This is a genomic window from Sphingorhabdus buctiana (assembly GCF_042680825.1).
GTDB lineage: Bacteria > Pseudomonadota > Alphaproteobacteria > Sphingomonadales > Sphingomonadaceae > Sphingorhabdus_B > Sphingorhabdus_B buctiana.
The window spans coordinates 38922-60713 of sequence record NZ_JBHUEL010000007.1 but is presented as its reverse complement, the minus strand read 5'-3'; the positions used below and the strand labels follow the sequence as shown (position 1 = coordinate 60713).

20 protein-coding genes are annotated in these 21792 nt (G+C 55.6%); 8 read left to right on the top strand and 12 right to left on the bottom strand.

Features of this window, described 5'->3' with window-relative positions:
• Positions 1–109: 109 nt before the first annotated feature.
• A complete protein-coding gene (locus ACFSAG_RS07405) occupies positions 110–373 on the bottom strand; it encodes a cytoplasmic protein (RefSeq protein WP_381513012.1) in 264 nt (87 codons plus the stop codon).
• A gap of 614 nt (positions 374–987) precedes the next feature.
• Between ACFSAG_RS07405 and ACFSAG_RS07400 the strand changes: the two genes are divergently transcribed.
• Both ACFSAG_RS07400 and ACFSAG_RS07395 read left to right on the top strand, forming a co-directional pair.
• Complete coding sequence (locus ACFSAG_RS07400; protein ID WP_381513326.1) at positions 988–3117, top strand: RNA degradosome polyphosphate kinase; 2130 nt, start codon at positions 988–990, stop codon at positions 3115–3117.
• A gap of 15 nt (positions 3118–3132) precedes the next feature.
• Positions 3133–4584: a Ppx/GppA phosphatase family protein gene (locus ACFSAG_RS07395; RefSeq protein ID WP_381513009.1), complete on the top strand. Its 1452-nt coding sequence runs from the start codon at positions 3133–3135 to the stop codon at positions 4582–4584.
• Here the strand turns inward: ACFSAG_RS07395 and ACFSAG_RS07390 are convergent.
• Both ACFSAG_RS07390 and ACFSAG_RS07385 read right to left on the bottom strand, forming a co-directional pair.
• Positions 4576–5640: a phytase gene (locus ACFSAG_RS07390; protein ID WP_381513006.1), complete on the bottom strand. Its 1065-nt coding sequence runs from the start codon at positions 5638–5640 to the stop codon at positions 4576–4578. The two genes, ACFSAG_RS07395 and ACFSAG_RS07390, sit on opposite strands and share 9 nt — an antisense overlap.
• 2 nt (positions 5641–5642) lie before the next feature.
• Positions 5643–8447: a TonB-dependent receptor gene (locus ACFSAG_RS07385; protein ID WP_381513004.1), complete on the bottom strand. Its 2805-nt coding sequence runs from the start codon at positions 8445–8447 to the stop codon at positions 5643–5645.
• A gap of 142 nt (positions 8448–8589) precedes the next feature.
• On the opposite strand from ACFSAG_RS07385, the gene ACFSAG_RS07380 reads away from it, so the two are divergent.
• From ACFSAG_RS07380 to ACFSAG_RS07355, 6 genes are all read left to right on the top strand, one after another.
• On the top strand, positions 8590–9324 hold the full coding sequence (locus tag ACFSAG_RS07380) for a ParA family protein (protein WP_381513001.1): 735 nt from the start codon (positions 8590–8592) through the stop codon (positions 9322–9324).
• A 124-nt stretch (positions 9325–9448) separates the two neighbouring features.
• Positions 9449–11671 (top strand): TonB-dependent receptor, encoded by a 2223-nt coding sequence (locus ACFSAG_RS07375; RefSeq protein WP_381512998.1) that lies wholly within the window; start codon positions 9449–9451, stop codon positions 11669–11671.
• On the top strand, positions 11671–13014 hold the full coding sequence (locus tag ACFSAG_RS07370) for an alkaline phosphatase family protein (RefSeq protein WP_381512996.1): 1344 nt from the start codon (positions 11671–11673) through the stop codon (positions 13012–13014). The genes ACFSAG_RS07375 and ACFSAG_RS07370 overlap by 1 nt, the downstream gene beginning before the upstream one ends.
• Before the next feature lie 92 nt (positions 13015–13106).
• A complete protein-coding gene (locus tag ACFSAG_RS07365) occupies positions 13107–13778 on the top strand; it encodes a response regulator transcription factor (protein ID WP_381512993.1) in 672 nt (223 codons plus the stop codon).
• A 171-nt stretch (positions 13779–13949) separates the two neighbouring features.
• Positions 13950–14777: a UDP-2,3-diacylglucosamine diphosphatase gene (locus ACFSAG_RS07360; protein ID WP_381513323.1), complete on the top strand. Its 828-nt coding sequence runs from the start codon at positions 13950–13952 to the stop codon at positions 14775–14777.
• Complete coding sequence (locus ACFSAG_RS07355; RefSeq protein WP_381512991.1) at positions 14774–15850, top strand: glycosyltransferase family 4 protein; 1077 nt, start codon at positions 14774–14776, stop codon at positions 15848–15850. Before ACFSAG_RS07360 ends, ACFSAG_RS07355 begins: the two co-directional genes overlap by 4 nt.
• A 3-nt stretch (positions 15851–15853) precedes the next feature.
• On the opposite strand, the gene ACFSAG_RS07350 is transcribed toward ACFSAG_RS07355, so the two are convergent.
• From ACFSAG_RS07350 to gspG, 9 genes are read right to left on the bottom strand one after another with little or no spacing between them, the layout of a single operon-like run.
• The gene (locus tag ACFSAG_RS07350) at positions 15854–16618 is read right to left on the bottom strand and encodes a prepilin peptidase (protein ID WP_381512988.1); all 765 of its coding nucleotides are present in this window, start codon (positions 16616–16618) and stop codon (positions 15854–15856) included.
• Positions 16615–17298 carry a type II secretion system protein N gene (gene gspN, locus ACFSAG_RS07345; RefSeq protein WP_381512985.1) on the bottom strand — a complete coding sequence of 228 codons (684 nt, stop codon included), beginning with the start codon at positions 17296–17298 and terminating at the stop codon, positions 16615–16617. Before gspN ends, ACFSAG_RS07350 begins: the two co-directional genes overlap by 4 nt.
• A gap of 44 nt (positions 17299–17342) precedes the next feature.
• Complete coding sequence (gspM, locus tag ACFSAG_RS07340) at positions 17343–17825, bottom strand: type II secretion system protein GspM (RefSeq protein ID WP_381512982.1); 483 nt, start codon at positions 17823–17825, stop codon at positions 17343–17345.
• Positions 17822–18904 (bottom strand): hypothetical protein, encoded by a 1083-nt coding sequence (locus tag ACFSAG_RS07335; protein ID WP_381512979.1) that lies wholly within the window; start codon positions 18902–18904, stop codon positions 17822–17824. The genes gspM and ACFSAG_RS07335 overlap by 4 nt, the downstream gene beginning before the upstream one ends.
• Positions 18901–19893 carry a type II secretion system minor pseudopilin GspK gene (gene gspK, locus ACFSAG_RS07330; protein WP_381512976.1) on the bottom strand — a complete coding sequence of 331 codons (993 nt, stop codon included), beginning with the start codon at positions 19891–19893 and terminating at the stop codon, positions 18901–18903. Before gspK ends, ACFSAG_RS07335 begins: the two co-directional genes overlap by 4 nt.
• Entirely contained in the window at positions 19886–20530 is a 645-nt protein-coding gene (gene gspJ, locus ACFSAG_RS07325; protein ID WP_381512973.1) for a type II secretion system minor pseudopilin GspJ, read from the bottom strand. Before gspJ ends, gspK begins: the two co-directional genes overlap by 8 nt.
• Entirely contained in the window at positions 20530–20898 is a 369-nt protein-coding gene (gspI, locus tag ACFSAG_RS07320; protein ID WP_381512970.1) for a type II secretion system minor pseudopilin GspI, read from the bottom strand. Before gspI ends, gspJ begins: the two co-directional genes overlap by 1 nt.
• The gene (locus ACFSAG_RS07315) at positions 20888–21358 is read right to left on the bottom strand and encodes a GspH/FimT family pseudopilin (protein WP_381512967.1); all 471 of its coding nucleotides are present in this window, start codon (positions 21356–21358) and stop codon (positions 20888–20890) included. The genes gspI and ACFSAG_RS07315 overlap by 11 nt, the downstream gene beginning before the upstream one ends.
• Positions 21330–21776 (bottom strand): type II secretion system major pseudopilin GspG, encoded by a 447-nt coding sequence (gene gspG / locus ACFSAG_RS07310; RefSeq protein WP_465270196.1) that lies wholly within the window; start codon positions 21774–21776, stop codon positions 21330–21332. The genes ACFSAG_RS07315 and gspG overlap by 29 nt, the downstream gene beginning before the upstream one ends.
• Positions 21777–21792: the final 16 nt, after the last annotated feature.

Sequence of the window (21792 nt, the reverse complement as noted above, 5' to 3'; positions counted from 1 at the left end):
GGCTGTGACAGGGAGCCCCATCCGATTTTTTGATCGCAACTGCCGTCTGAGGCAGAGTGAACAAATTGAGCGGTGAGCGACTTGTCAGATCGTTTTGCGAAGGGGGCGCTTAGTTGAACCAGTACTCGTGCATCGCATGGATAAATTCTGCGTTTACTACAGGAAAGCCAGAGGCAGAGCCTATCACTGCATCAATTCCACACTTTGGACAGAGTGCAGTCCCGTCTCCATCATCGAGCCATTCATCTATGTCGCTTGCTGAAAACGATTTGCAGCAAGAGAAGCAGGCGCAAATCTCACTTTGTTCGATTTCTGCTCGATGTTTGCTGGAATGGCGATGAGCCGATTCTAGTGTGTTGTTGGGAATGTCCATGTTCAAAACATATGATGAAATAATGAAGCTCCGCAAGTGGGAGCAATCATTGTCGGGAAACCCGACCATCTCATACCGACAATCGGCAAGTCTGCTATCAACGCTGGTGAGTTGGATGTGCTTCTTTCTGAAATGGGGTTAACTCGTCCGATCAGGAAAGTGCAAAAGTGATGTGTGGGTCGTGTTGCCCGACAACGTGAATATTTCGCAGATTTACAGCATTAGCTAAAGTGACGCTGCGACTTATCTGCCTGTAATTTCACATAAAATATGATCGGGTAAACACGACCAACATATTGAAAATATGGTATTTTTCTAATTTATACTATACAACAAACTATACAACTATGTGATAAAAGCACAGTTTTGCTTGGTTTGTGCATTATTCGTAATGATGGGGTCACGTGTTCGAGTCACGTAAGCGGCACCATATTTTTCGATAACTTGTTTGCGATTTCTCCCTCCGAGAACTTGCGCATTCTCATTCAGGCAAGCACGGGATAATTTAGCACGTCCCGGAGTGCAGCTATTAGAAATACGCGACCCGCTTGTCGCTTTCTCGTAACATTATGGAAGCATTGGTATCCTGCAAACAGGAGGGTGCTTTGAAGGTTATTCACGGGAGGACGAACGAGCCCGGTTTTACGGACTTTAGATATTTCAACCGCGAGATCAGCTGGTTGAAATTCAACCGCCGCGTGCTCGAGGAAGCGGCTAACCGAAGCCATCCATTGCTTGAGCGCCTCCGGTTCCTCTCTATTTCGGGAAGCAATCTCGACGAATTCTTCATGGTCCGTGTAGCCGGCCTGCGTGGCCAGCAAATCAGAGGAATCGAAGAGCTTTCGCTCGACGGAATGACACCTGGCGAACAATTGACAGCGATTGCCGTGGAAGCTGACTCGCTAATGGCCGACCAGCAGAAACTCTGGCAGCAGCTGCGCAAGCAACTTGCCAAGGAAGGTATCTCGGTCATCGATCCAGGCGAGATTGGCCGCAAGGCCGAAGCCGCGGTCGAATTGCATTTCCGAGAGCAAATCCTGCCGGTGCTGACGCCGCAAGCGCTCGACCCTGCACATCCATTCCCATTTATACCAAACCAGGGCTTGAGCCTGATCTTTGAAATGCGGCGGCTGCATGACAAGGAATTGGTTCGCCAACTAATCATGATTCCTTCCGCACTGCCGCGTTTCATCCGTGTGCCGGGGGCGCGACGCCGGTTTGTGCCGATCGAAGAACTGATCAAATCCTATGTCGGTTTGCTGTTTCCCGAACACAAGCTGTTGGCGGCAGGGGCATTCCGGATCATTCGCGACAGCGATATCGAGGTCGAAGAGGAGGCGGAGGATCTGGTTCGCTATTTCCGCAGCGCGATCAAGCGGCGGCGGCGTGGCCGCGTTATCCGCTTGAAAATGCAGCGCGGTCTCCCTTCGCGGATTCAAAAGCTTATCCGCCGCGCGTTGGGCGGCGAAGAGTCAATCGTGACTGAGACGATCGGCTTTCTGGGTATCGGGGATCTGGCACAATTGGTTGAAGAGGACCGGAAGGCACTCAAGTTCAAACCATATTCCCCCCGCTTTCCGGAGCGTATCCTCGAGCAAGATGGCGATTGTTTTGCCGCCATCCGGCAAAAGGACATCGTCGTCCACCATCCCTATGAGAGTTTCGACGTTGTCCTCGCTTTCCTTCAGCAGGCGGCGGCCGACCCGGACGTCATCGCCATCAAGCAAACCCTTTACCGTGCGGGCAAGCAGTCAGCGGTGATCAGGGCGCTTTGCGATGCCGCGGAGGCCGGAAAGTCCGTTACGGCTGTGGTCGAGTTGAAGGCCCGGTTTGATGAAGAGCAGAATTTGATGTGGGCTTCACAACTCGAAAACTCCGGAGTTCAGGTGATCTACGGCTTTGTCGACATGAAAACCCATGCAAAGATTTCGATGGTCGTTCGCAGGGAAAATGGCGGCATCAAGACATACTGCCACTTCGGCACTGGCAATTACCATCCCATCACGGCTCGCATCTATACTGACTTAAGCTTCTTCACGGCCGATCCGCGACTTGGGCGTGATGCGGGTCAGATATTCAACTTCGTCACCGGCTATGTCGAGCCGCACAACCTCGAAATGTTATCGATGAGTCCGCTCGGCATGCGCGAGAAAATCATCGAACTGATCGAGGCCGAAATCGGATTGGCAAAAGAGGGAAAGCCCGCATCGCTGTGGGCAAAACTGAATTCGCTCGTAGATCAGCAAATCATCGACAAGCTCTATGAAGCAAGCGAGCAAGGCGTCGAAATCGATTTGGTCGTTCGGGGAATTTGCTGTCTACGCCCGGGGGTACAAGGGATGTCATCCCGAATTCGGGTAAAATCGATCGTTGGGCGTTTTCTTGAGCACAGCCGCATTTGGGCATTTGGCAACGGCCAGGAAATGCCGCATCCCGGCGCGCGCGTGTTCATATCGTCGGGCGACTGGATGAGCCGCAACTTCGATCGGCGGGTGGAATATATGCTGCCTATCGAAAATCCGACGGTGCACGATCAGGTGCTGGACCAGGTGATGGTCGCGAATCTTATCGACAATGAGCAAAGCTGGAAGCTTTTGCCGACTGGAGAGTATGAACGCATCAAACCAAAAGGCAGGCGCTTCAATCTGCATCAATATTTCATGACCAACCCCTCGCTTTCCGGACGCGGCGGCATGCTGGCTGAACGGAACGACGTGCCAAAGCTGGACCTCGTCCGACAGTAAGCCTATTCGCGTTAAATGATCCAATCCCCCCGCGCTGTCATCGACATCGGATCAAATGCGATCCGGCTGGTCGTCTATGGAGGCCCGCCGCGTGCGCCGATGCCGATCTACAATGAAAAGGCGCGAATCTCGCTTGGCGACAGCGTTTCGAAAACCGGCGGAATCAGTGCAGAGATTCTGGAGCAGGCATTGGCTGCGCTGGTGCGATTCAAGACCCTGACGGAGGCAATGAAGGTCGGTGAACTTCGCGTTGTCGCTACTGAAGCGACGCGGCGCGCGAGAAATGGAGGCGAGTTCCTGTTGCGCGCTGCAAAAGCCGGTGTGCCGATCGACCTTATCAGCGGCGAAGAGGAGGCGCGTGCTTCCGCGCTTGGCGTGGTATGCGATATGCCTTGGGCAACTGGTTATGTCGCGGATCAGGGCGGTGGCAGCCTTGAGCTTGCCAAGATTGAAGCCGGCGAGCCACGTCAGATGGTCTCAATGCCCTACGGGACGATACCGCTAACCAATGACGGCGACTGCAACGCCAAATCGCTGGCGCGTGATATCGAAGAACAGCTGGAGGATAGTGCTGATTTCCGGATCGAAAGGGGTTTGCCGCTGCACCTTGTGGGCGGCGCTTGGCGCACATTGGCCCAGCTGCACATGCATGTGACCGATTATCCACTTACTATCCTGTCCAACTACACGATGCCGCCCGATGCGGCCGCGGGATTGTCTGCGATTGTGAGCGACCGGTCTGCCATGGAACAATCAGGTGTGGTTTCCGGAGCAAGAGTGCCGTTCATGCCTGCAGCATTTGCGACTATGGAAGCGCTGATCCGTCTTTTCCGTCCGTCGGAAGTGATTGTCAGCGTTTACGGGCTTCGCGAAGGGTTGCTGTTCGACCGGCTATCCGGTGACGCGCGTTTGGAGGATCCATTGCTTGCTGCTGCCCGGCACGAAGGTGCCCGCCTGTCACGTTTTGCCTATCATGGTGATGGTATTGCAAACTGGATTGCACCGATTTTTGAAGATGATCCGGCTCCCCTACAACGGCTGCGCGATACTGTATGCCTGCTCGCCGACAGCGTCTGGAATAGCCATCCCGAATATCGTGCCGAACATGCGGCCGAATTGGCGCTGGAGGGAAATTGGCCAGGCGTGACGGCAGCAGATCGCGCGATCATGGCCTCAGCTTTGTACGCCGCATATGGTGGCAAGAAGGCAAGACCGCCGCTCTTGTCGCTGCTCGCGCCTAACGAACAACTGGATAGAGCGACGCTATGGGGCCTCGCTGTCCGCTTGGCGCAACGCCTTGATGGGGGCACAGGTATCGGGCTTGAAGGCGTCACCCTTCATAAATCGGCAAATGGTATCTCGTTGGAGTACACGCCAGAGCTGCGGCACCTTGATTCAACGACCGTGCGAAGGCGCCTAAAGCATCTCAACGAGGCTTTTTCGGCACCGACATCCAGATCAGAATAAAGCCTTCAGCACATCGGCCCAGGCAACATATTTGAAATTCTGGGTTTCGGGATTGTTGTCGCCATCCTGCACGACAAGCAGCCCGCCTGGAAAATCAGGGCCGAAATTACCCAAAGCGAGCTCAAGCCCATCCGTTTCCTGCACGCCATCGACGACACCATCAGTGATGCGGAAACGACCGAGATAACGCCCGTCCCTTAATCGGTATAGCGTATAGGCATAGTCGCCTTGGCTTGAGGCGATCAGGTATCCGCCGTTCCTTCCGGAGGGAGCAATAGCCAAACCCTCGGCATCCGCCACGAGGCGCCTTCCGTCTGCCTTCCCCAATGCCTTTGGCTTGGTGGATGCGTCTGGCCGAGCGTCGAAGCGCCAAAGCCCAACATCCTCTTCGGCGACATAGAGCAGGCCGGTTCGGTCATCGACCACACAGCCTTCCGACTGAGTACCCAATTTCATGCTACGCACCACCTTGCCGCTAGGAATTTCACCGGTAAGGTTGATCTCGACCTGATCGATGCGGCCATCCTTGAGCACCAAAAAAGCGTAGATCTGTCCGTCACTTTTGCGCTGCCACAGGCACATGCCATAGGCTTCGCCTTGACCGACGGGAACGGTCGCCAGCGGCAACAGCTTGCCTGCATCGGTATCGAGCACGAAAAGCGCAGCTGCGGCATTGGCCTCATCCTGCCGGTCGCTCGCCACTACAAGCACCGACGGCTTGCCGCCCACCGTCACATTGCTGCGCAGATCGACATTATTGAGGCGAGGTGAGGGTGTGAAGCTTATTGCCTTGCCGCGCATGTTATACACATGGATGCCCGCCCGCTTATCGGTGCCGACCACGAGGCTCTTCGACGGATCGGTGGGATGCCGCCAGATCGCCGGATCATCTGCGGCGTCATCCACGGTTCCAACTGGCGTTGTTTCAGCATTTGCCTGCACCGATTTGGCGGGCAAAGCTTTGGCCATCAATTGCTCGACGGGGATTTCCGGACCGTCCTGCGCCGCTGCCATGGCGGATGCGACTAGGACGATCAGGATGGGCAACTTACACATGTTCAGAAATTGAACCGGATACCGCCGGTGAAGCGGCGGCCAAAACGCTCCCACTCGATCGTATAGTTTCCATTACGATCGGCAGGGACGCCTAGCGCATTCAACAGATTGGACGGATCAGAGTAGCGACGGCCCGGATTGTCGAGCAGGTTCGATGCATCGAAATAGACTTCGAAGCCCTTGAAAACTTCATAGCGAGCGGAAAAATCGAGTTCGTCATCGCCCACCCAATAGGTATCACCCGCATCAGCAAGGTTATCGGCAAAGCCATCGGCCCAAGTTGTGCGCTTCTGATATTGCAGGCGCAACGATAAGCCATATTTTTCATAATAGCCTCCGACATTGAAGACGACCTCTGAAGTGCCCGGAAGCGGCACACGGCGTGACGGAACCAAAGTCAGACCAGCATTGTCGAGTATCGCCGGCTTGGTGACTTTGCTGTCGTTCCAGGTGGCATTGGCGGTGATACCAAAACCGCCCATCCAATCAGGTAGGCCGAGTTGTTCGGTATAAGGTTCGAGTTGTGCCTGCACGGCTGCTTCGACACCAAAGATGCGGCCTTTACCGCCATTGGTGATGCCGCTGAACGCATAGCCAGAGCGATCAACGCCGCCGAAGTTCAGTGTGTCCGAGCCGAAGGTACGACGCGAGGTGTAAAGCACATCTTCGACCCGCTTATAGAATGCGCCCAGCATGAAATAGCCCTGCGGCTGCGCGTAATATTCATAATAGGCGTCGATGCCATAAGCGCGCTCGGGCTTTACGGCAGGGTTGCCGCCCGAAATACGCTGGTTCGCATCATCGACGACGACATTGGGGCGCATCTGGTCATAATCGGCCCGTGCTGCCCCGCTCGTGAAACCGACGCGCAGTTTCTGTTCGTCGGTCACGTCGAAATTCACATGCAGGCTGGGGAAGGCCAAAGTGCTGCTGCTTTCAGTCTCCACCTGGCCAGTCACCCCCGGAATGCTGGCAAGCGAGCGGCCTTTGTTGGTAACTTTCTCAACACGGACACCACCGACAAAGCTGCCCCAGTCGAACTTGCTATTCGCCATCACATAGCCTGCAAGGATTTCCTCACGGACATTGTAATGGTTGCCGGTTACCGGGGTTGCAGCGAAAAGCTCCGTTGCCTTGTCAGTCGCGGTGCGCATCGCATCCTGGCTGAAATAACGGAAGGTATAACCCATCGGGATTTCCCCACGGAAAGGACGATCAAGCGAGAAGGCGGGATAGGTCGTGCTGATACCAACTGCCGCAAATTGTGCTGCGGTGTTCAGCAGGATTTCGCTCTCATTGTTGATCTTGGTGCGCTGGTCATATTGCAGACCGATGCGAACCTTGCCTTCGCCGCCAAACAGATTCAGGTCGCGCGAAAGTTCACCCTTGTAAGTATAAGCTTTGGTCGGATCGACCGCGATCAACCGGCGCAGCGATGACAGCGGCTTGGTGAAGCTGTCGATTGCCGTCACCGGGGTTCCGGCGGTGTAACGCGTCGGGCTGGAAAGCTGGGTGGTGGTGAACAGTTGCACACGGGCCAGATTCGCATTGGTGAAATCATAAGCCACAGTCGGGCGAAGCGTACGTGTCGACGGGCTATCCCAACGGGCTTCGCCGACGACCGAACGGTCATCCTTCGATAGCGTATAGTTGGCGAGCCATTTGAAGCTCCAATCGTCACCGAAACGATGCTTGCCTTCGATGGTGTTGGTGAACACCGACTGGCGGAATGCGCGCAGCGTCGAACGCTGGTTGATGTCTACGCCATAGACTGTTCCTAGGAACGGATTGTTGTTGCACGCATCTGCATAGGCTGTGTTGGTCGGGGTTGTCGTGACGGGTGACGAGCAAGCCGCCGTGTTCGCGACAAGGTCGCTCTGGCGATCATCCATGTCAAAGATGTAATTGTCGCGCGCTTCGTCGTCGGTGAAGATGGTGTAGAGCGAGCGCAGCGAAATGGTGTTGTCAGCATCGGGTCGGAAATCGAAGCGGCCCGAAACCGACCAGTTCTTGCGCGTAAGACGATAGAGCTTGTTTTCCGTCTCGCGCGCCCAGAAACGGCTTTCATAGCCAGGGCGGCGATCCTGCGAGACCTGTTCCCAATCGATCTCGAAATTGTCGGTGATCATGTTGCGCTCATAATAGCTGCCCGAGAGCAGTACGCCGATCTCACCAATATTAGTGTCGAATACGTTGGATAGCGTCAATGAACCTTCATATTCTTCGCGGCTGCCCAGTTCGACCTTGCCGCCACCCAACTTGCCGGAGATGCGGAAGCCATCATAGTCGAGCGGCGAGCGGGTGATGATGTTTACATTGCCCGAGATGGTTTCGCCGGGCATGTCGGGCGTCACTGCCTTGGACACCACAATTTGCGAAGCTAAGGCAGAAGGGATGCTATCAAAACGGGCATCGCGGCCTTCCGGGCTGACGACATTGATGCCGTCGAATGAAAGCGTCGTCCAATAGTTGGGCGCACCGCGAAGCGACAAATAGCGCGCCTGCCCCTGATCGCGTTCGACGGCAAGGCCGGGGAGTCGCCCAGCAGCTTGCGCAATATTCTGGTCAGGAAGACGTCCGACCGCATCGGATGCAGCCACTGTTACCAGCGAGTCGGAATTTTTCTGAACCGCTAACGCCGCAGCTTCGGACTCGGCGATGGGACGACTGGCTGTGACCACGATTGTGTCGCCAGCATCTTCTGTGCCGGGGGCTGTTTCGACCTGAGCAAACGCGGAGTTTGCGATCAACGCGGTGCTGCAGAAAAGTGCGCATCGTAACGAAAAGGAAACCGCTTTGGTGTTCATGTTTTTGCCCCTAGAAGATTGAAAATCCTAGGAGCCGTTAGAGTAGGTGCGTGAAGGGTTGAGGACTCAGCGATTGCAGAAAGATTGCGATTTTGTGGCGCTTTGATGACATGCAACAGGTAGCCAGAAGCGGTGATCCGAAATGGCAGTAATCGCCATTTTCAGCCCCAAAGGCGGCGTCGGCAAATCGACCATCGCGACCAATCTAGGCTGGTGTTCGGCGCAGATCTCGCGAAAGCCGACATTGCTATGGGAACTCGATCCGCAACGCGGCGCATCCTACCTGCTGGGCGAGGACGAAGAGCATTGGAAACCGGCACTTTCGATCTTCTCAAAAGACCGGCCGGCAAAATCCCTGATCACTGCCACCGAAATAGAAGGTTTGGACTTGCTGCCATCCGACGGCAGCATGGTCGAACTCGATTCCTATTTGCGGCAATTGGGAAAGAAACGGCGACTGGCAAAAATTGCGCAAGAGTTGAAGGCTGCATATCCCATAATCATTCTCGATTGCCCACCGGTCATGAACGAGGTCGCGCGCCAGATCATGCGGGCAGCCGACCTTATAATCGTACCCTTGTCGCCCTCGCCCTTGGCTCGTCGATCGCTTGATCTTGTGCGATTCGAGCTATCGAAAATGGTCAAGTCCGACGCGGCGATCCTACCGGTTTTTTCAATGATCGACCGGCGGCGAAGCTTGCACCGCGAAGCGTGCGATGCACAACCTGACTGGCCCGTGATCCCTATGTCGAGCTTGGTGGAGCAGGTGGCCGTCCGCCGCGCACCCCTTGGTGCGTTTCGTTCCAACTGCCCCGCTTCTGTTGCATTTGCGTCGTTGTGGCGGGGGATCGAGGCCAAGCTGGCCTCAAGGAAATAGTCCAGGGTGGCCCACTGTCATTTTTCTTTCTTGAACCCATAGCTGAACTGTCACGGTTCCCTCGCAAATTCGAAACAGCACGCGCCTAGTGCCCCCCTCGCAACAATAACTGCGAGGGAAAACCATGCGTACCGCCACTCTCTTCCTACTGACCACTTCTGCGCTGTTTTCAGCGCCCGCCTTTGCCCAGGATGCGATTCCGACTGCAGACGAATCGACTGCGGAAAACGAGATTGTCGTCTTTGGCCAAGGCCAGACCCGCCAAGTTCAGGAACTGAAGACCGAGGATGTCACCATCCTCGCGCCTGGAACCAGCCCTTTGAAAGCAATCGAAAAGCTGCCCAGCGTCAATTTCCAGTCGGCAGATCCGTTTGGCACTTATGAATGGTCCAGCCGCGTCACAATCCGTGGATTCAACCAGAACCAGCTTGGTTACACCCTGGACGGCATACCGCTCGGCGACTCTACATATGGTAACAATAATGGCCTGCATATCGGACGTGCGATTGCGCCCGAAAATATCGGCGTTACCCGCGTGTCACAAGGCGCCGGTTCGATTGGCACCCAATCGACCAACAATCTGGGCGGCACGCTGGAGTTTTTCTCACTCGACCCCGTAGACGGCTTTGGCGCAGATGCTAATCTCACCTATGGTTCCGAGAACACCGTTCGCGCATTTGCACGGGTGAATTTTGGCGAAAGCGACGGCATTCGCGGTTTCATTTCGGGCACCTATCATAATGCAGAAAAGTGGAAGGGTGGCGGCGACCAGCGCAACTGGATGATCAATGCCAAGGCGATCATCCCGGTGGGCGAGGCCGAATTCGATGCCTATTTCAGCTATTCGGATCGCGCCGAGCAGGACTATCAGGATCTTTCGCTCGAGATGATCAGCCGCCTGGGTTATGATCACGATAACTACTCCCCCGATTATGCGACCGCCATCCGCGCCGCACAGGGCATTTTCGTGGCCCCAATCAACAATCTCGACGATAGCTATTATGATGCATCGGGTCTGCGAAAGGATACGCTTGCGGCCTATGGCCTGACCGCACCGCTGGGCGAAGGCGTGACCTTCAAGATCAAGGCTTATTACCACGATAATACTGGCCAGGGAACGTGGGGCACACCTTATGTGGCAAGTCCGACCGGCGTACCCATGTCGGTGCGCACAACAGAATATGACATCCAGCGCGGCGGTGTATTCGGCTCGCTGGAAGCCGAGGTCGGCGATCACACGATCAGTGTTGGCGGCTGGTACGAACATAACGACTTCACCCAAGCCCGCCGCTTCTATGCTTATGAGAGCCTTACCAACCCGGGCCGCGATCACCAGAAATTCATGCGCAACCCGTTTTTCACCCAATGGCTGTTCGATTTCAACACAGACACGCTGCAATATCATGTGCAGGACAAAATCAGCATGGGCGATCTGACGATCAACCTCGGTTGGAAGGGCTTTCAGGTTAACAATGAGGCTGATCCGCGCGTCCAAGGTTCGCTCGCTGCCGGTAAGATCAAATCGCGCGACTGGTTCCAGCCGCATGCCGGTGTCGCTTACAAGCTGAGCGGCAATGCAGAGGTTTTCGGCGGCTTTACGCAGGCGACCCGTGCATTCGTCTCTTCAGCCACGAGCGGACCGTTTTCGACTACGCAGGCGGGATTCAACGCGCTGCGGGCTCGCGGCCTGAAGCCGGAGGAATCTGATACCTATGAGCTTGGTGCGCGCTTCAATAACTCCACCTTCAATGGCGTGCTGGGTGTATATTATGTCAACTTCCGCAATCGCCTCCTCGGCATTCCGACAGGCCCGGGAATTGTTGGCAACCCTTCGATCCTTCAGAATGTCGGCTCGGTTCGCTCGCTTGGTTTCGAAGCTGCGGGCGATGTGCGCCTAGGCGGGGGGCTCACCTTGTTTGCATCGTACAGCTATAACGATGCGACCTATCGTGACGATGTCATCGTTCCGGGCGTGGTTCCTGTGACCATCCCGATCAAGGGCAAGTCTGTGGTCGACACGCCGAAGCATCTGCTGAAAGGTGAGATCGCTTATGACAGCGACAGCCTGTTCGGCCGTATCGGCGCAAATTATATGAGCAAGCGTTACTTCACCTACACCAACGACCAATCGGTGGGCAGTCGGGTGATTGTCGATGCCACGCTCGGCTATCGCTTTGATCTTGGCATGCGCAAGCCAGTCGAGGTCCAACTCAATGCCACCAACCTTTTCGACAAGCGTTATGTTTCTACGATTGGCTCGAACGGCTTTGGTAACAGTGGCGATAACCAGACCCTGCTCGCAGGCGCTCCGCAGCAGTTCTTCGTAACGGCAAAGGTCGGTTTCTGATGCGCGCGATGCCCCGCTTGATCGCCACGCTGGCAGCGCTCGTTCCAACCGCTAGCCAAGCCGAACCGGTGCTTTTGATCTCTATAGACGGGCTCCAGCCCGCCGATGTGATCGAAGCCGACAAGCGGGGCATCGACATCCCCAATCTCAAACGTTTTGTGAAAGAGGGCAGCTACGCCAGCGGCGTCGTTGGAGTATTGCCTTCTATCACCTATCCCAGCCATGCCACTTTGGTGACAGGCGCCAGTCCCGCCGAGCACGGCATCATTGGCAATACCGGCTTCGATCCGCTGCAAATCAACCAATCGGGCTGGTATTGGTACGCCAGCGACTACAAAGTTCCGACACTTTGGGATGCAGCCGCAAAAGCTGGCCTCAAGACTGCAAATATACACTGGCCGGTCACGGTCGGCCTGAACTCAATCCAGTATAACCTACCGCAAATCTGGCGCACCGGACATGAGGACGACATCAAGCTGATGAAGGCGCTGGCGACGCCGGGCCTGATCGATCGGCTGGAGCGATCCATAGGCATACCATATGCGCAGGGCATCGATGAGAGCATAGCTGGCGACGAGAACCGGGCACGCTTTGCCGAAGCGCTGATTCTTGCGGAAAAACCGGATTTCATGACGGCCTATTTCACCGCGCTTGACCATGAACAGCATGAGAAGGGCCCGGACACGCCCGATGCGCGCAAAATTTTGGAGCGCATCGACGTCATCGTCGGGCGATTGGTCGCGGCCCAGATGCAGGCGCACCCGGACTCGGTGATTGCGATTGCGTCGGACCATGGGTTTGCCGCCACCACGACCGAGATCAACCTTTACCGCGCGTTCATCGATGCGGGTCTAATCACCATCGGCCCCGATGGAAAGATTGCCAGCTGGCTGGCGGCCCCATGGAATTCTGGTGGTTCGAGTGCGATCATGCTGTCCGATCCGCAAGACGCCGCGCTTGTCGATCGCGTCGCAGGACTGCTCGATAAGCTTAAATCGGATCCGGCCAACCGCATCGCAACGATAGCAGATCGCAAAGCGATTGGTGCAATGGGCGGCAACCCCAAAGCGAGCTTCTATGTGAATTTTGAGTTCGGCGCTTATGGCGGCGGCTTCAAAGGCAAGGATGCACCTTTGGTGGCAAAGTCGGCGAGCAAAGGAACACATGGCTATTTCCAGGCTGGAGGCCAGATGCGATCGGCATTCCTTATGATGGGTAAGGGCGTGAAGCAGGGCCATGACATGGGCGAAATGGATATGCGTTCGATTGCGCCGTTGCTTGCCCAGGAACTAGGCATCAATTTCAATAGTGCCGATAAGCGTGCTGCAATAAGCGCGCCTTGATTGTTCATTAAATTCATGGGGATGCGGTGAGTCACGATTCTGTCATTTGAAGGTTGCACTCAAAGGTAAAGATGCCACGGGGGGTGAATTACATGACCGGATCTTCAACCGTGTTGTTTACTACACAAGATTCGAACCTATTCGTCGAACTTCAGCGCCAACGTCCCGACGTTGCCCTGTTGGCGATAGGTTCAACCATTCCCCCGTTGAATGCAGATGGCAGAATCTGGTGTTTCGTCGATTTCCTCCTGCCTGAAGTTTCAGGGTTGGAAATGTGTCGGCGGTTGCGCACCAACCCGGCCACCGAAAAATCGCGGATAACGATTGTCTTCGACAGTGCAGACAAAGAGTTGATTCTGCGCGCACTTCATGCTGGCGCCGATGACTATATCGTCGGGCAACTTTCTGCTGAAGAGGTGTTGCGGCGGATTCAGGATTTCAATCCGCCCAGCCTCACTCCCAAGGAAAAGATCGAACTCGGTGATATTATAGTCGAACCGATAGCCCACCGCGTCAGGTACCAAGGCAAGCGCGTGGAGCTCGCGCCTAACGAATTCCAACTGCTGTTGCACTTTGCGCAGAGCCCAGACCGCGTCTTCTCACGCGAAGATCTAATACAATCGCTGGGAAAGCCGGCAGATGATATCGAGAGCCGCACAGTCGATGTATGGATTGGACGCTTGCGCCGCGCCTTTAAAAAGGTGGGAGCGCCCGAGGTCATCCGCACTGTCCGTCCGATTGGATATGTTTTCGAGATCCCCTGATCGACCTGTTCGCTGCAATCAAACTGCAACGCTACTGACTCGAACTGGTAATGCGTTTCATGCGGTAATGTAAAACAACGAAGATAATGGAGGCGCATTACCGATAAACGGAGGGCGCCGAACATGCGCGAAAGCATCGGATATCAGCCGGTCGCAATAGACACACCGCAAATGTCGCCTCCGGAATGGATTTTCCATCCCGAACCAAAAAGTTTCCGACCCAAAGCAAAGTTCCGGACGATCTGGATTTCGGATATTCATTTGGGCACTAAAGGTTGCAACGCCGATCTACTTCTGGATTTTCTCCATTCGGTTGAATGCGAAACGCTTTATCTGGTCGGTGATATCATCGACGGATGGCGGCTCAAGAAGGGCTGGTATTGGCCAGACAGCCACAATGAAGTCGTGCGACGAATACTAAAGATAGCGCATAAAGGTACACGCGTGATTTTTGTCGTCGGCAACCATGACGAGATGCTTCGCGACTATGCCGGTTTCAGCTTTGGCGGAATAACTCTGGCACGCGAGGCAATTCATGAAACTGCTGATGGTCGATTACTCCTGATAACCCATGGAGACGCTTTCGACGGTGTCGTGCTCTACGCCCGTTGGCTCGCCTTTTTGGGTGACCAAGCTTATAATTTACTGCTTCGCGCGAACGTCTGGATTAACTTCGTTCGCAAGAGGCTAAACCTGCCTTACTGGTCGCTCTCATCCTACCTTAAACGGCGCGTAAAAAATGCAGTTCAATATGTTTGTGCATTTGAGGATGCCGTAGCGCGCGAAGCAGCCGAACGCGGGGTTGATGGTGTGGTTTGCGGCCATATCCATTGCGCCGAAATCCGCCGGATTGGGGACGTCACTTACTATAATGACGGTGACTGGGTTGAAAGTTGCACGGCTTTGACGGAGGCATTTGATGGCACGATCCAGATCTTGGATTGGGCCGAGCAACGCGCGGGCAACAAAGCAAATTTGTCTGAAAGCAGTATCGCATGAGAATTGCGATTGCCACTGATGCCTGGTTTCCGCAAACTAACGGCGTTGTCCGCAGCCTGGCTACGACGATTACTATCTTGCAGCGCCGGGGCTATGAAATCGAACTCATTACCCCGAACGAGTTTGTAACGGTGCCGACACCCGGTTATCGCGAAATTCGCCTCGCAGTTGCGCCACGCTTCGGCGTGCGAAAGGCACTTGGAAAATTCAGGCCAGATATCGTGCATATCGCCACCGAGGGGCCAATTGGTTGGGCAGCCCGCTCTTGGTGCTTGAGCCACTCCATTCCATACAGCTCGGCATTCCATACTCGATTTCCGGATTATGCAGCGGTTCGCACCGGGCTTTCGCCGGATCGTTTTTGGCCCATAATGCGCAGGTTCCACAAACACTCACAGTCGGTCTTGGTATCCACGTACCGTTTGATGGACGAATTGAAACAGCACGGCATAGAGCGAACGCAGTTATGGTCTAGGGGCATTGATCGGCAACTTTTCCATCCCAATCATGATCCCTTGCCAGAGCTAGCCATGCTGCCGAAACCAATACTACTTTATGTTGGCCGCGTGGCCGTCGAAAAAAACCTCCCTGCCTTCTTGGAAACGGCAACAGCCGGCACGAAAGTGATCGTCGGCGACGGGCCAGCGCGCGAAAAATTGCAGCAAAAGCACCCGCAGGCGATCTTCTTGGGGCCCCTACATGGCGAGGCCCTTGCACGGGCCTATTGCAGCGCCGATGTCTTCGTTTTCCCAAGTCTTACCGATACCTTCGGGCTGGTGGTGATCGAAGCCCTGGCCTGTGGCACTCCCGTTGCCGCCTATCCTGTGCAAGGGCCAATCGACATTCTGGGCCAATCAGCGCGCGGAATTTATGATCAGCTTGGCGCAGAGGCTGGCGCGCTCGACGAATCGCTTTCGCGGGCCATTACAAGGGCACAAAACGCTTCGCGCTCTGCCGCGGCGGAACTTGGAGCAAGCTTTGACTGGGAAATGTGCAGCGACCAATTTGTAAATGCGTTGCTCGATGCGATGCAGGGAACCATCGATCAAAGCGCTGAACTGCAAACGAGTTAGCCTTTAAATCGCTTTTACAATTGGCAGCACTATCGCCGCAATACCGAGCAGCGTTCCAAACGGGATTTGTCTCACCGCTCGCTTTTGAAATGCCAGTACTAGTGCCAACGCAATTCCCAAAAGCGAGGACGCCAGCAGCAGAAAAGGCAGTTCCAGCGGTGCAAACCACAAAGCGAGAGCTGCAAAAAGTTTGGGATCGCCGGCACCCATCCCTTCAATGCCGCGCCAAGCGCGAAACAGCCGCCGGAGAAGCTCAAGCCCTGCAAACACCATGAAAGCCGCAAGGATGCGGGAAAGAAGGCTGGTGCCATCGGAAGTGAAGCTGCCGAGCAACAAGCCGCCAATTGCCAAGGCGATGGTCAACCGATCGGGAAGCCAAAAGTGGCGTGCATCAAGTAATGCCAAGGGAATCAGCAAGAGACAGAGGATGCTAAATGCAACCGCCTCGGCAAATGGAAACAAGAAGAAGGCAAGGCCGCAAAGAACTGCACATGACCACTCCGCCGCCGCCTGCACCCAATCAATCTTCGCATTGCAACTTCTGCACCGGCCTTTGAGAAGCAGGAATGAAAAGAGCGGGACGAGATCGAACCAAGCAATTTGCCGTCCGCAATGATCGCATTTCGATCGGCCTTGGCTAGTTTTTTCACCCAAAGGCCAGCGAAGGACAACAACCCCGATATAGCTACCTACAATTGCGCCAAAAAATACCGCCAACAATGCCAGCCAAGGCTGGGGGGGCAACTGGCCAATGTCGGCCAATATCACCAGAATTGGCCCTTCCCGACTTTACGAAAACCCCCGGGAACAGGTGTAAAGCCGGCAAGCGAGAGTAATGGTGTCAACTCCGCAGCGGGTTGCTGCAGATAGGCAGTCGCGCGGTACTGGCCATCGCCTGCAATGCGAAGATCCAATTTTTCCATCGCGGACTCACTGGCGAGCGGAACCAGCAACATTCCGTTTTGACATCGAATGCGGCCCATCATTTTCAGCCGAAGTCCTAGGGAGTTAAACAACGCTCCGTCAGGTTCCAACCGGACATTCCCGCTTGCCTCCCTGCATTTGTTTGCTGACCAGGCAAAAGATACGTTTTCGAGTTTCAGCTTTCCCGATGGAATTCCGGGCAACAGGTTTGCGACAGGCAGCTCGCCTTCGAGCGCTTGCACACTCGTGCCAGAAATTCCACGAGCAACCGAACCTCGAAATCCTGCAATCCCAGCAGTTGAGGGCTGTTCAAACCAGAAACCTATTCGACCTATCAGCAGGCCGAAAGGTTGGAGGCCGACGCTGAAAGTCCCCGCTTGGACGTTGCCTATCGTCACATCAAAGACCCGGCCAGACCAAATTGTACCATCCGCTCCCGATGCGGAAATCGCACTTTTCTCTGGCAAGGCGACCCCCAGCATCCAACGCAGCGGCATGAAGGCGATCGCTGCCAGAAGGAACATAGCAGCGCTTACAAGCCAAAAACGCCGGGTTGGTCGGGGAAAGTTCATCGACCACCCTTCACCAAGGTCGCATTGACGCCAACCGTTCCAGCGCTTCCGGCTTTGACATCAATCTGTTCGGTTATCACGCCCTGTAGCTCAAGCTCTGCCAACCATTTTAGCAGGGCTGGGGGACGCGCCTGCGTGATGGTGATGACGGCACGATCGCTGCCCGAAGCATCCACTTTTTCCAGCGTAAAGCCTGCCTCTGCCGCGCTTTGATTGATCAATGTTTCTAATGAAGTGTCGAATATGATAGCCGCAGCCTTTGGCTGATTTTGCGCCGCATTGTCGGCCATCGCCTCGATGGAAACGCGTCGCTCCAATGCCTCGCGATACGCAAGGCGCTTCTCTGTTATCGCGGAAGTCAGCGGGAAATAGACGCCGTAAATTGTGAAAACGAGCGCAAATAGCGCTGCCGCGATGCCGACCAGCACCTTCTCGCGCGATGAGAGCCCAGTATACCACTGAATGACTTGCTGCTTCATGGCACCCTCACAGTGATGGCGACAGCGTTCATTCCGTTCGCTTCTTGGGAGGCGGTGGCTGTTACCTTATAACCTTTTTGCTGAAGGTCGATCAGCAGCTCGTTCACTGGATCGATCGTAGCCGCAATCACGGTAATGTTCAGAACCTTGTCCTTACCGAACCGCATATCGCGCAAAGTTGCCCCATCGGCTTGCTGCATCGAACGCCAGATTGCGGATGCGGCGATGGTAAGACTGCGATTCCCACCACCACGCGCCACCAATATCTGTTCAAGCCGCATGGGTGCCTCTGCCGCGCTGGCAATCTCTGGCGCAAGTTTTCGTGCAGCGGCGAGCGTTCTCTCATCTTCCCGGGCAATCGCTGCATCAATTTTCAGAAACGTCGCGAGCGCCAGCAAAAGGCTGAACAGCAAACCCAGGGCAAAGACAATGCCGGCGAGCTTAAGCTTGCTCCGATCCAACACCGCGCGAGCACTCTTCTTGGCAAAATTGCCAGAACGAAGATCGAGCGGCGCTTCACGCAATGCAGCGCCAAGGTAGCGCGCGAGATCGGATTCAGCGATATCTCCGATCTCCATGCCATCTGCAATGATCGCGGAAAGGCCGGGCTCATCGGGAAACAGTCTGTTCCCTGCACGGATAACTTTGAGATCACCTAGCTCGGCACGGACAGCTTTGCCCTCGTTGGCCGGCAAGGCAAGACCCATTGGCCAGACTTGGTCGGGATCGAAGCCGGCGGCTTTCAAGTATCGAAGTCCATTTTCGAATAATTCGCCATCGATGCTCGCAGAGATAGTGATGCCATCGGCTTCACGTGCGACAATGTGCAAATCTGCAGCGTTGATCGACGCGGTTCCGGCATCGATGCGCGCTGCTGCCTCCGCTTGTCGTGGCGCAAGCGCTTCGTGATGGTGCCAGCGAACAACGACATTTTCAGGAGGCACCAAAGCGATCACCGGCAGCGCCAGCATTTCTTCCGCGTTGCCTTCGCTTACAAAGCCCTCATCGGTGAGCAGCCATGATTGGATAGCGATGTCGGGCCGATCGGGGAACATAACAATCTTGGCGAGAAGGTTCACGCAGCTTCTCCCAGAGCACGCCATAAAATCTGCGCTGATGTGCCATCCGCCCGGATCAGGGCATTGCTTTCCAGTTCAATGGATTCAGCCCGAACCCGGCTTTGGAGGAAGAACCAGTTACTCGTCACACCGATCTGACCTTGGACATCTGCAGGGACCTCCGCTGCTGCCAGTTGCGGTATCGCCCAGAATTTTACTGCGCTCCCATAGCCTTCGGATGGCCTGATAGCGAGCACAGCCTTGGCTTGCGCAGGAGAAATTTTCCCGTCGAGCAAAGCGGAAAGCAATATCGCTCTGTCAGGAGCCAAGGTATTTGCATTGAGTCTCACCGGCTCCGCGACGGGCAGAGCACAGATCCATGGACGGAGGCGCGCATAATATGTCGGCGTCATCCCGCGCACCGCTTTCAATTCACCCCGGTCAATGAACAATCGGTTCGCCGGCAGATAGGGGGTGGTCTGGCTGGCATAAAAGCTATCCTCGGCGCCTGACGGCAAAGCATTGCCATCGCTATCAAGCCAATCGATGGTGGATTCGGTAATGATGATGGCATCGTTGCTGTTGATCCCCAGCAATTCCATCAATTTTGTAAACTGACGCATGCCTGTGGGGCTTGCGTTGAACGCGCCCCTTTCGCCTGAAACGAGACTATTGAGATTGAAGCAATTCTGCCCGTCGCTCAACCGCACAAATGCCTGCCCGCGATCAACCGGCACAGGAATTTCCCGATCCATCCAACTACCATCATTGGTCAGTTGCGCTGCATCGCGCTGCAAAAGATCCTCAATGCGGGCGGCAGCGAGGCCTTCAGCGGCAAGCGTATAGGCTCGCGCTTGTGCCATCGCCGCTCCATTTACCGCCAACCGCGTAGACAGGCGCAACCGATCGAGGGCGGTCGCGGAAATCACGGCCATCACCGCGACGAGAAGGAGGACGGTGAGCAACGCAGCACCCTTTTCACCGTTGGGAGGAGCAAAGCGCCTACGCATCGCCATCCTCCTCGCCTTCAACTTTTTCGGGACGTTGTGGGCCGGCGCCGACCAGATAGAGCATGCGATAATTCCGGCCGTCCTGCGTGGTCAGCAACAGTTCCATTGCACGGGGCAGCCTTTCGGCGTCGACAGCCGCCCAATCATCCCGCCAACCGCCATCGGGTTCGCGCAATCGGATGGTGGCCTGGCTTACGCCATCGATCAAAACGGCTTCGGCCCCTTCACGCGCACCATCGGCATGGCTGTTTGCGCTTCGTACAAGCTTCGCACCATCCAACCGATAGGTGATGCGGGCGAGGGAGGGCTGGATGGACCCGCTATCCGGTGCCGAACCGATACGGCTGAATGCAAAGAGGCTGTTATCGCCTGCTTCGAAAGCGGGGCGGACGGTGCCGTCTTCTTTGCGGACGGGCCGGCCGACAGCCTGCGCGAGATCCGCTTCGATCAAATTTGAAAGCCGGCTGAGCGTCGCGCGCTCTCCCAGCTTGGTTCGCAACAGTATCTGGCTATCCGCAGTGCTGCGCAGCAAGGTGACCCCCGCCGCCGAAATCAGCCCAAAAACAAACAGCGCAACGAGCATCTCAACAAGCGTGAAGCCGTTTCCGGGGGAGAACTCTGGACGTCGTATAAGCATCAGGGTCGCTGCTTCGCTATCGTCAAAGCCGCATTGCCACCGGACAGGCCATTGACCATAATGTCGATCCGTACAAACCGTTCATCCTCGGTCTGTTTGGCAGCTTGGCGCCAAGTGAATTGCTGTCCCCCGTTTTCGTCGCTGCCACTGGTTTCGCCAAGCGCGGGCATTGCCGGATCTGACAATATTTCCACCGCCCGATTGCGTGCCACCTGCCACGCCAATTCATGCGCGATCACATCGCCCCCGGTCCGCAGCGAAAAGGCGGAAAGCTTGATCAATGCCAGCGCTGCGAGGCTGAAAACAGCCAGCGCAACAACGACTTCGATCAAGGTGAAGCCATTATTCGGAACAGGCCTAGCGCGCAACGGCCACCTCCCCTGATGCGCTAACCACAACACGGCTACGGCCTTCCGCATTCTGCAATTCGATTTCGGCAGGTGCAGATGGCAGACCAGTCGCATCGAACAGGATGCGGTTTTGAGCGGCACCCGCAATCCGGGTTCCGTTGTCGAAAATATGGGCCTTGAATGCGGCATCGGGATGCGCACGCCACTGACCCTCTTGGCGCAGTTCAAAGCCATAGCCTGAAGCACGGGTCCAAATGACGACCGGGCGTGCCTGCATGACTGCCTCGTCGCGGGCAGCTGCAATGCGAGCGGCAAAACGCTCGGCATCATTGCGCGCTCCACTGTCACCGCCCGGCAGCATGAACACCACGGCAGCCGATGCGAGCCCAAGCAAGAAGATGACCACAAGCATTTCAACCAGCGTAAAGCCGTTGGCTGCGCGATCGCGTTCAGTCGGAATAGATGTCGGCATTTTCATTTTCGCCGCCAGGTGCGCCATCGGCACCGAGCGAATAGATATCAAAGGTGCCATTGCGACCGGGATTTGCAAATTGATAGGGTCGGCCCCACGGATCGTTTGGAAGCTTTTTGATATAGCCAGGCCTTGCGGAAGCGCCTGCCGCCGCTGGTGGTGTTACCAAAGCCTGCAAGCCTTCGCCTGCAGACGGATAGGTCATGTTATCGAGCCGATAGCTTTCCATGGCTTGCGCCAATGTTGCAATGTCGGCCTTGGCCTTGGCCACCATAGCCTTGTCCTGATTTGGCAATACGTTGATCACAACAATTGTGGTGACGAGGCCCAGAATGAATAGCGTCACCAACATTTCCGTCAGCGTAAAACCATTCGCCCTCGCTTTTTGCGGCGATTTTGACCGACGAACACTGCGAAAGCGCATGTCGGGCAACATCATG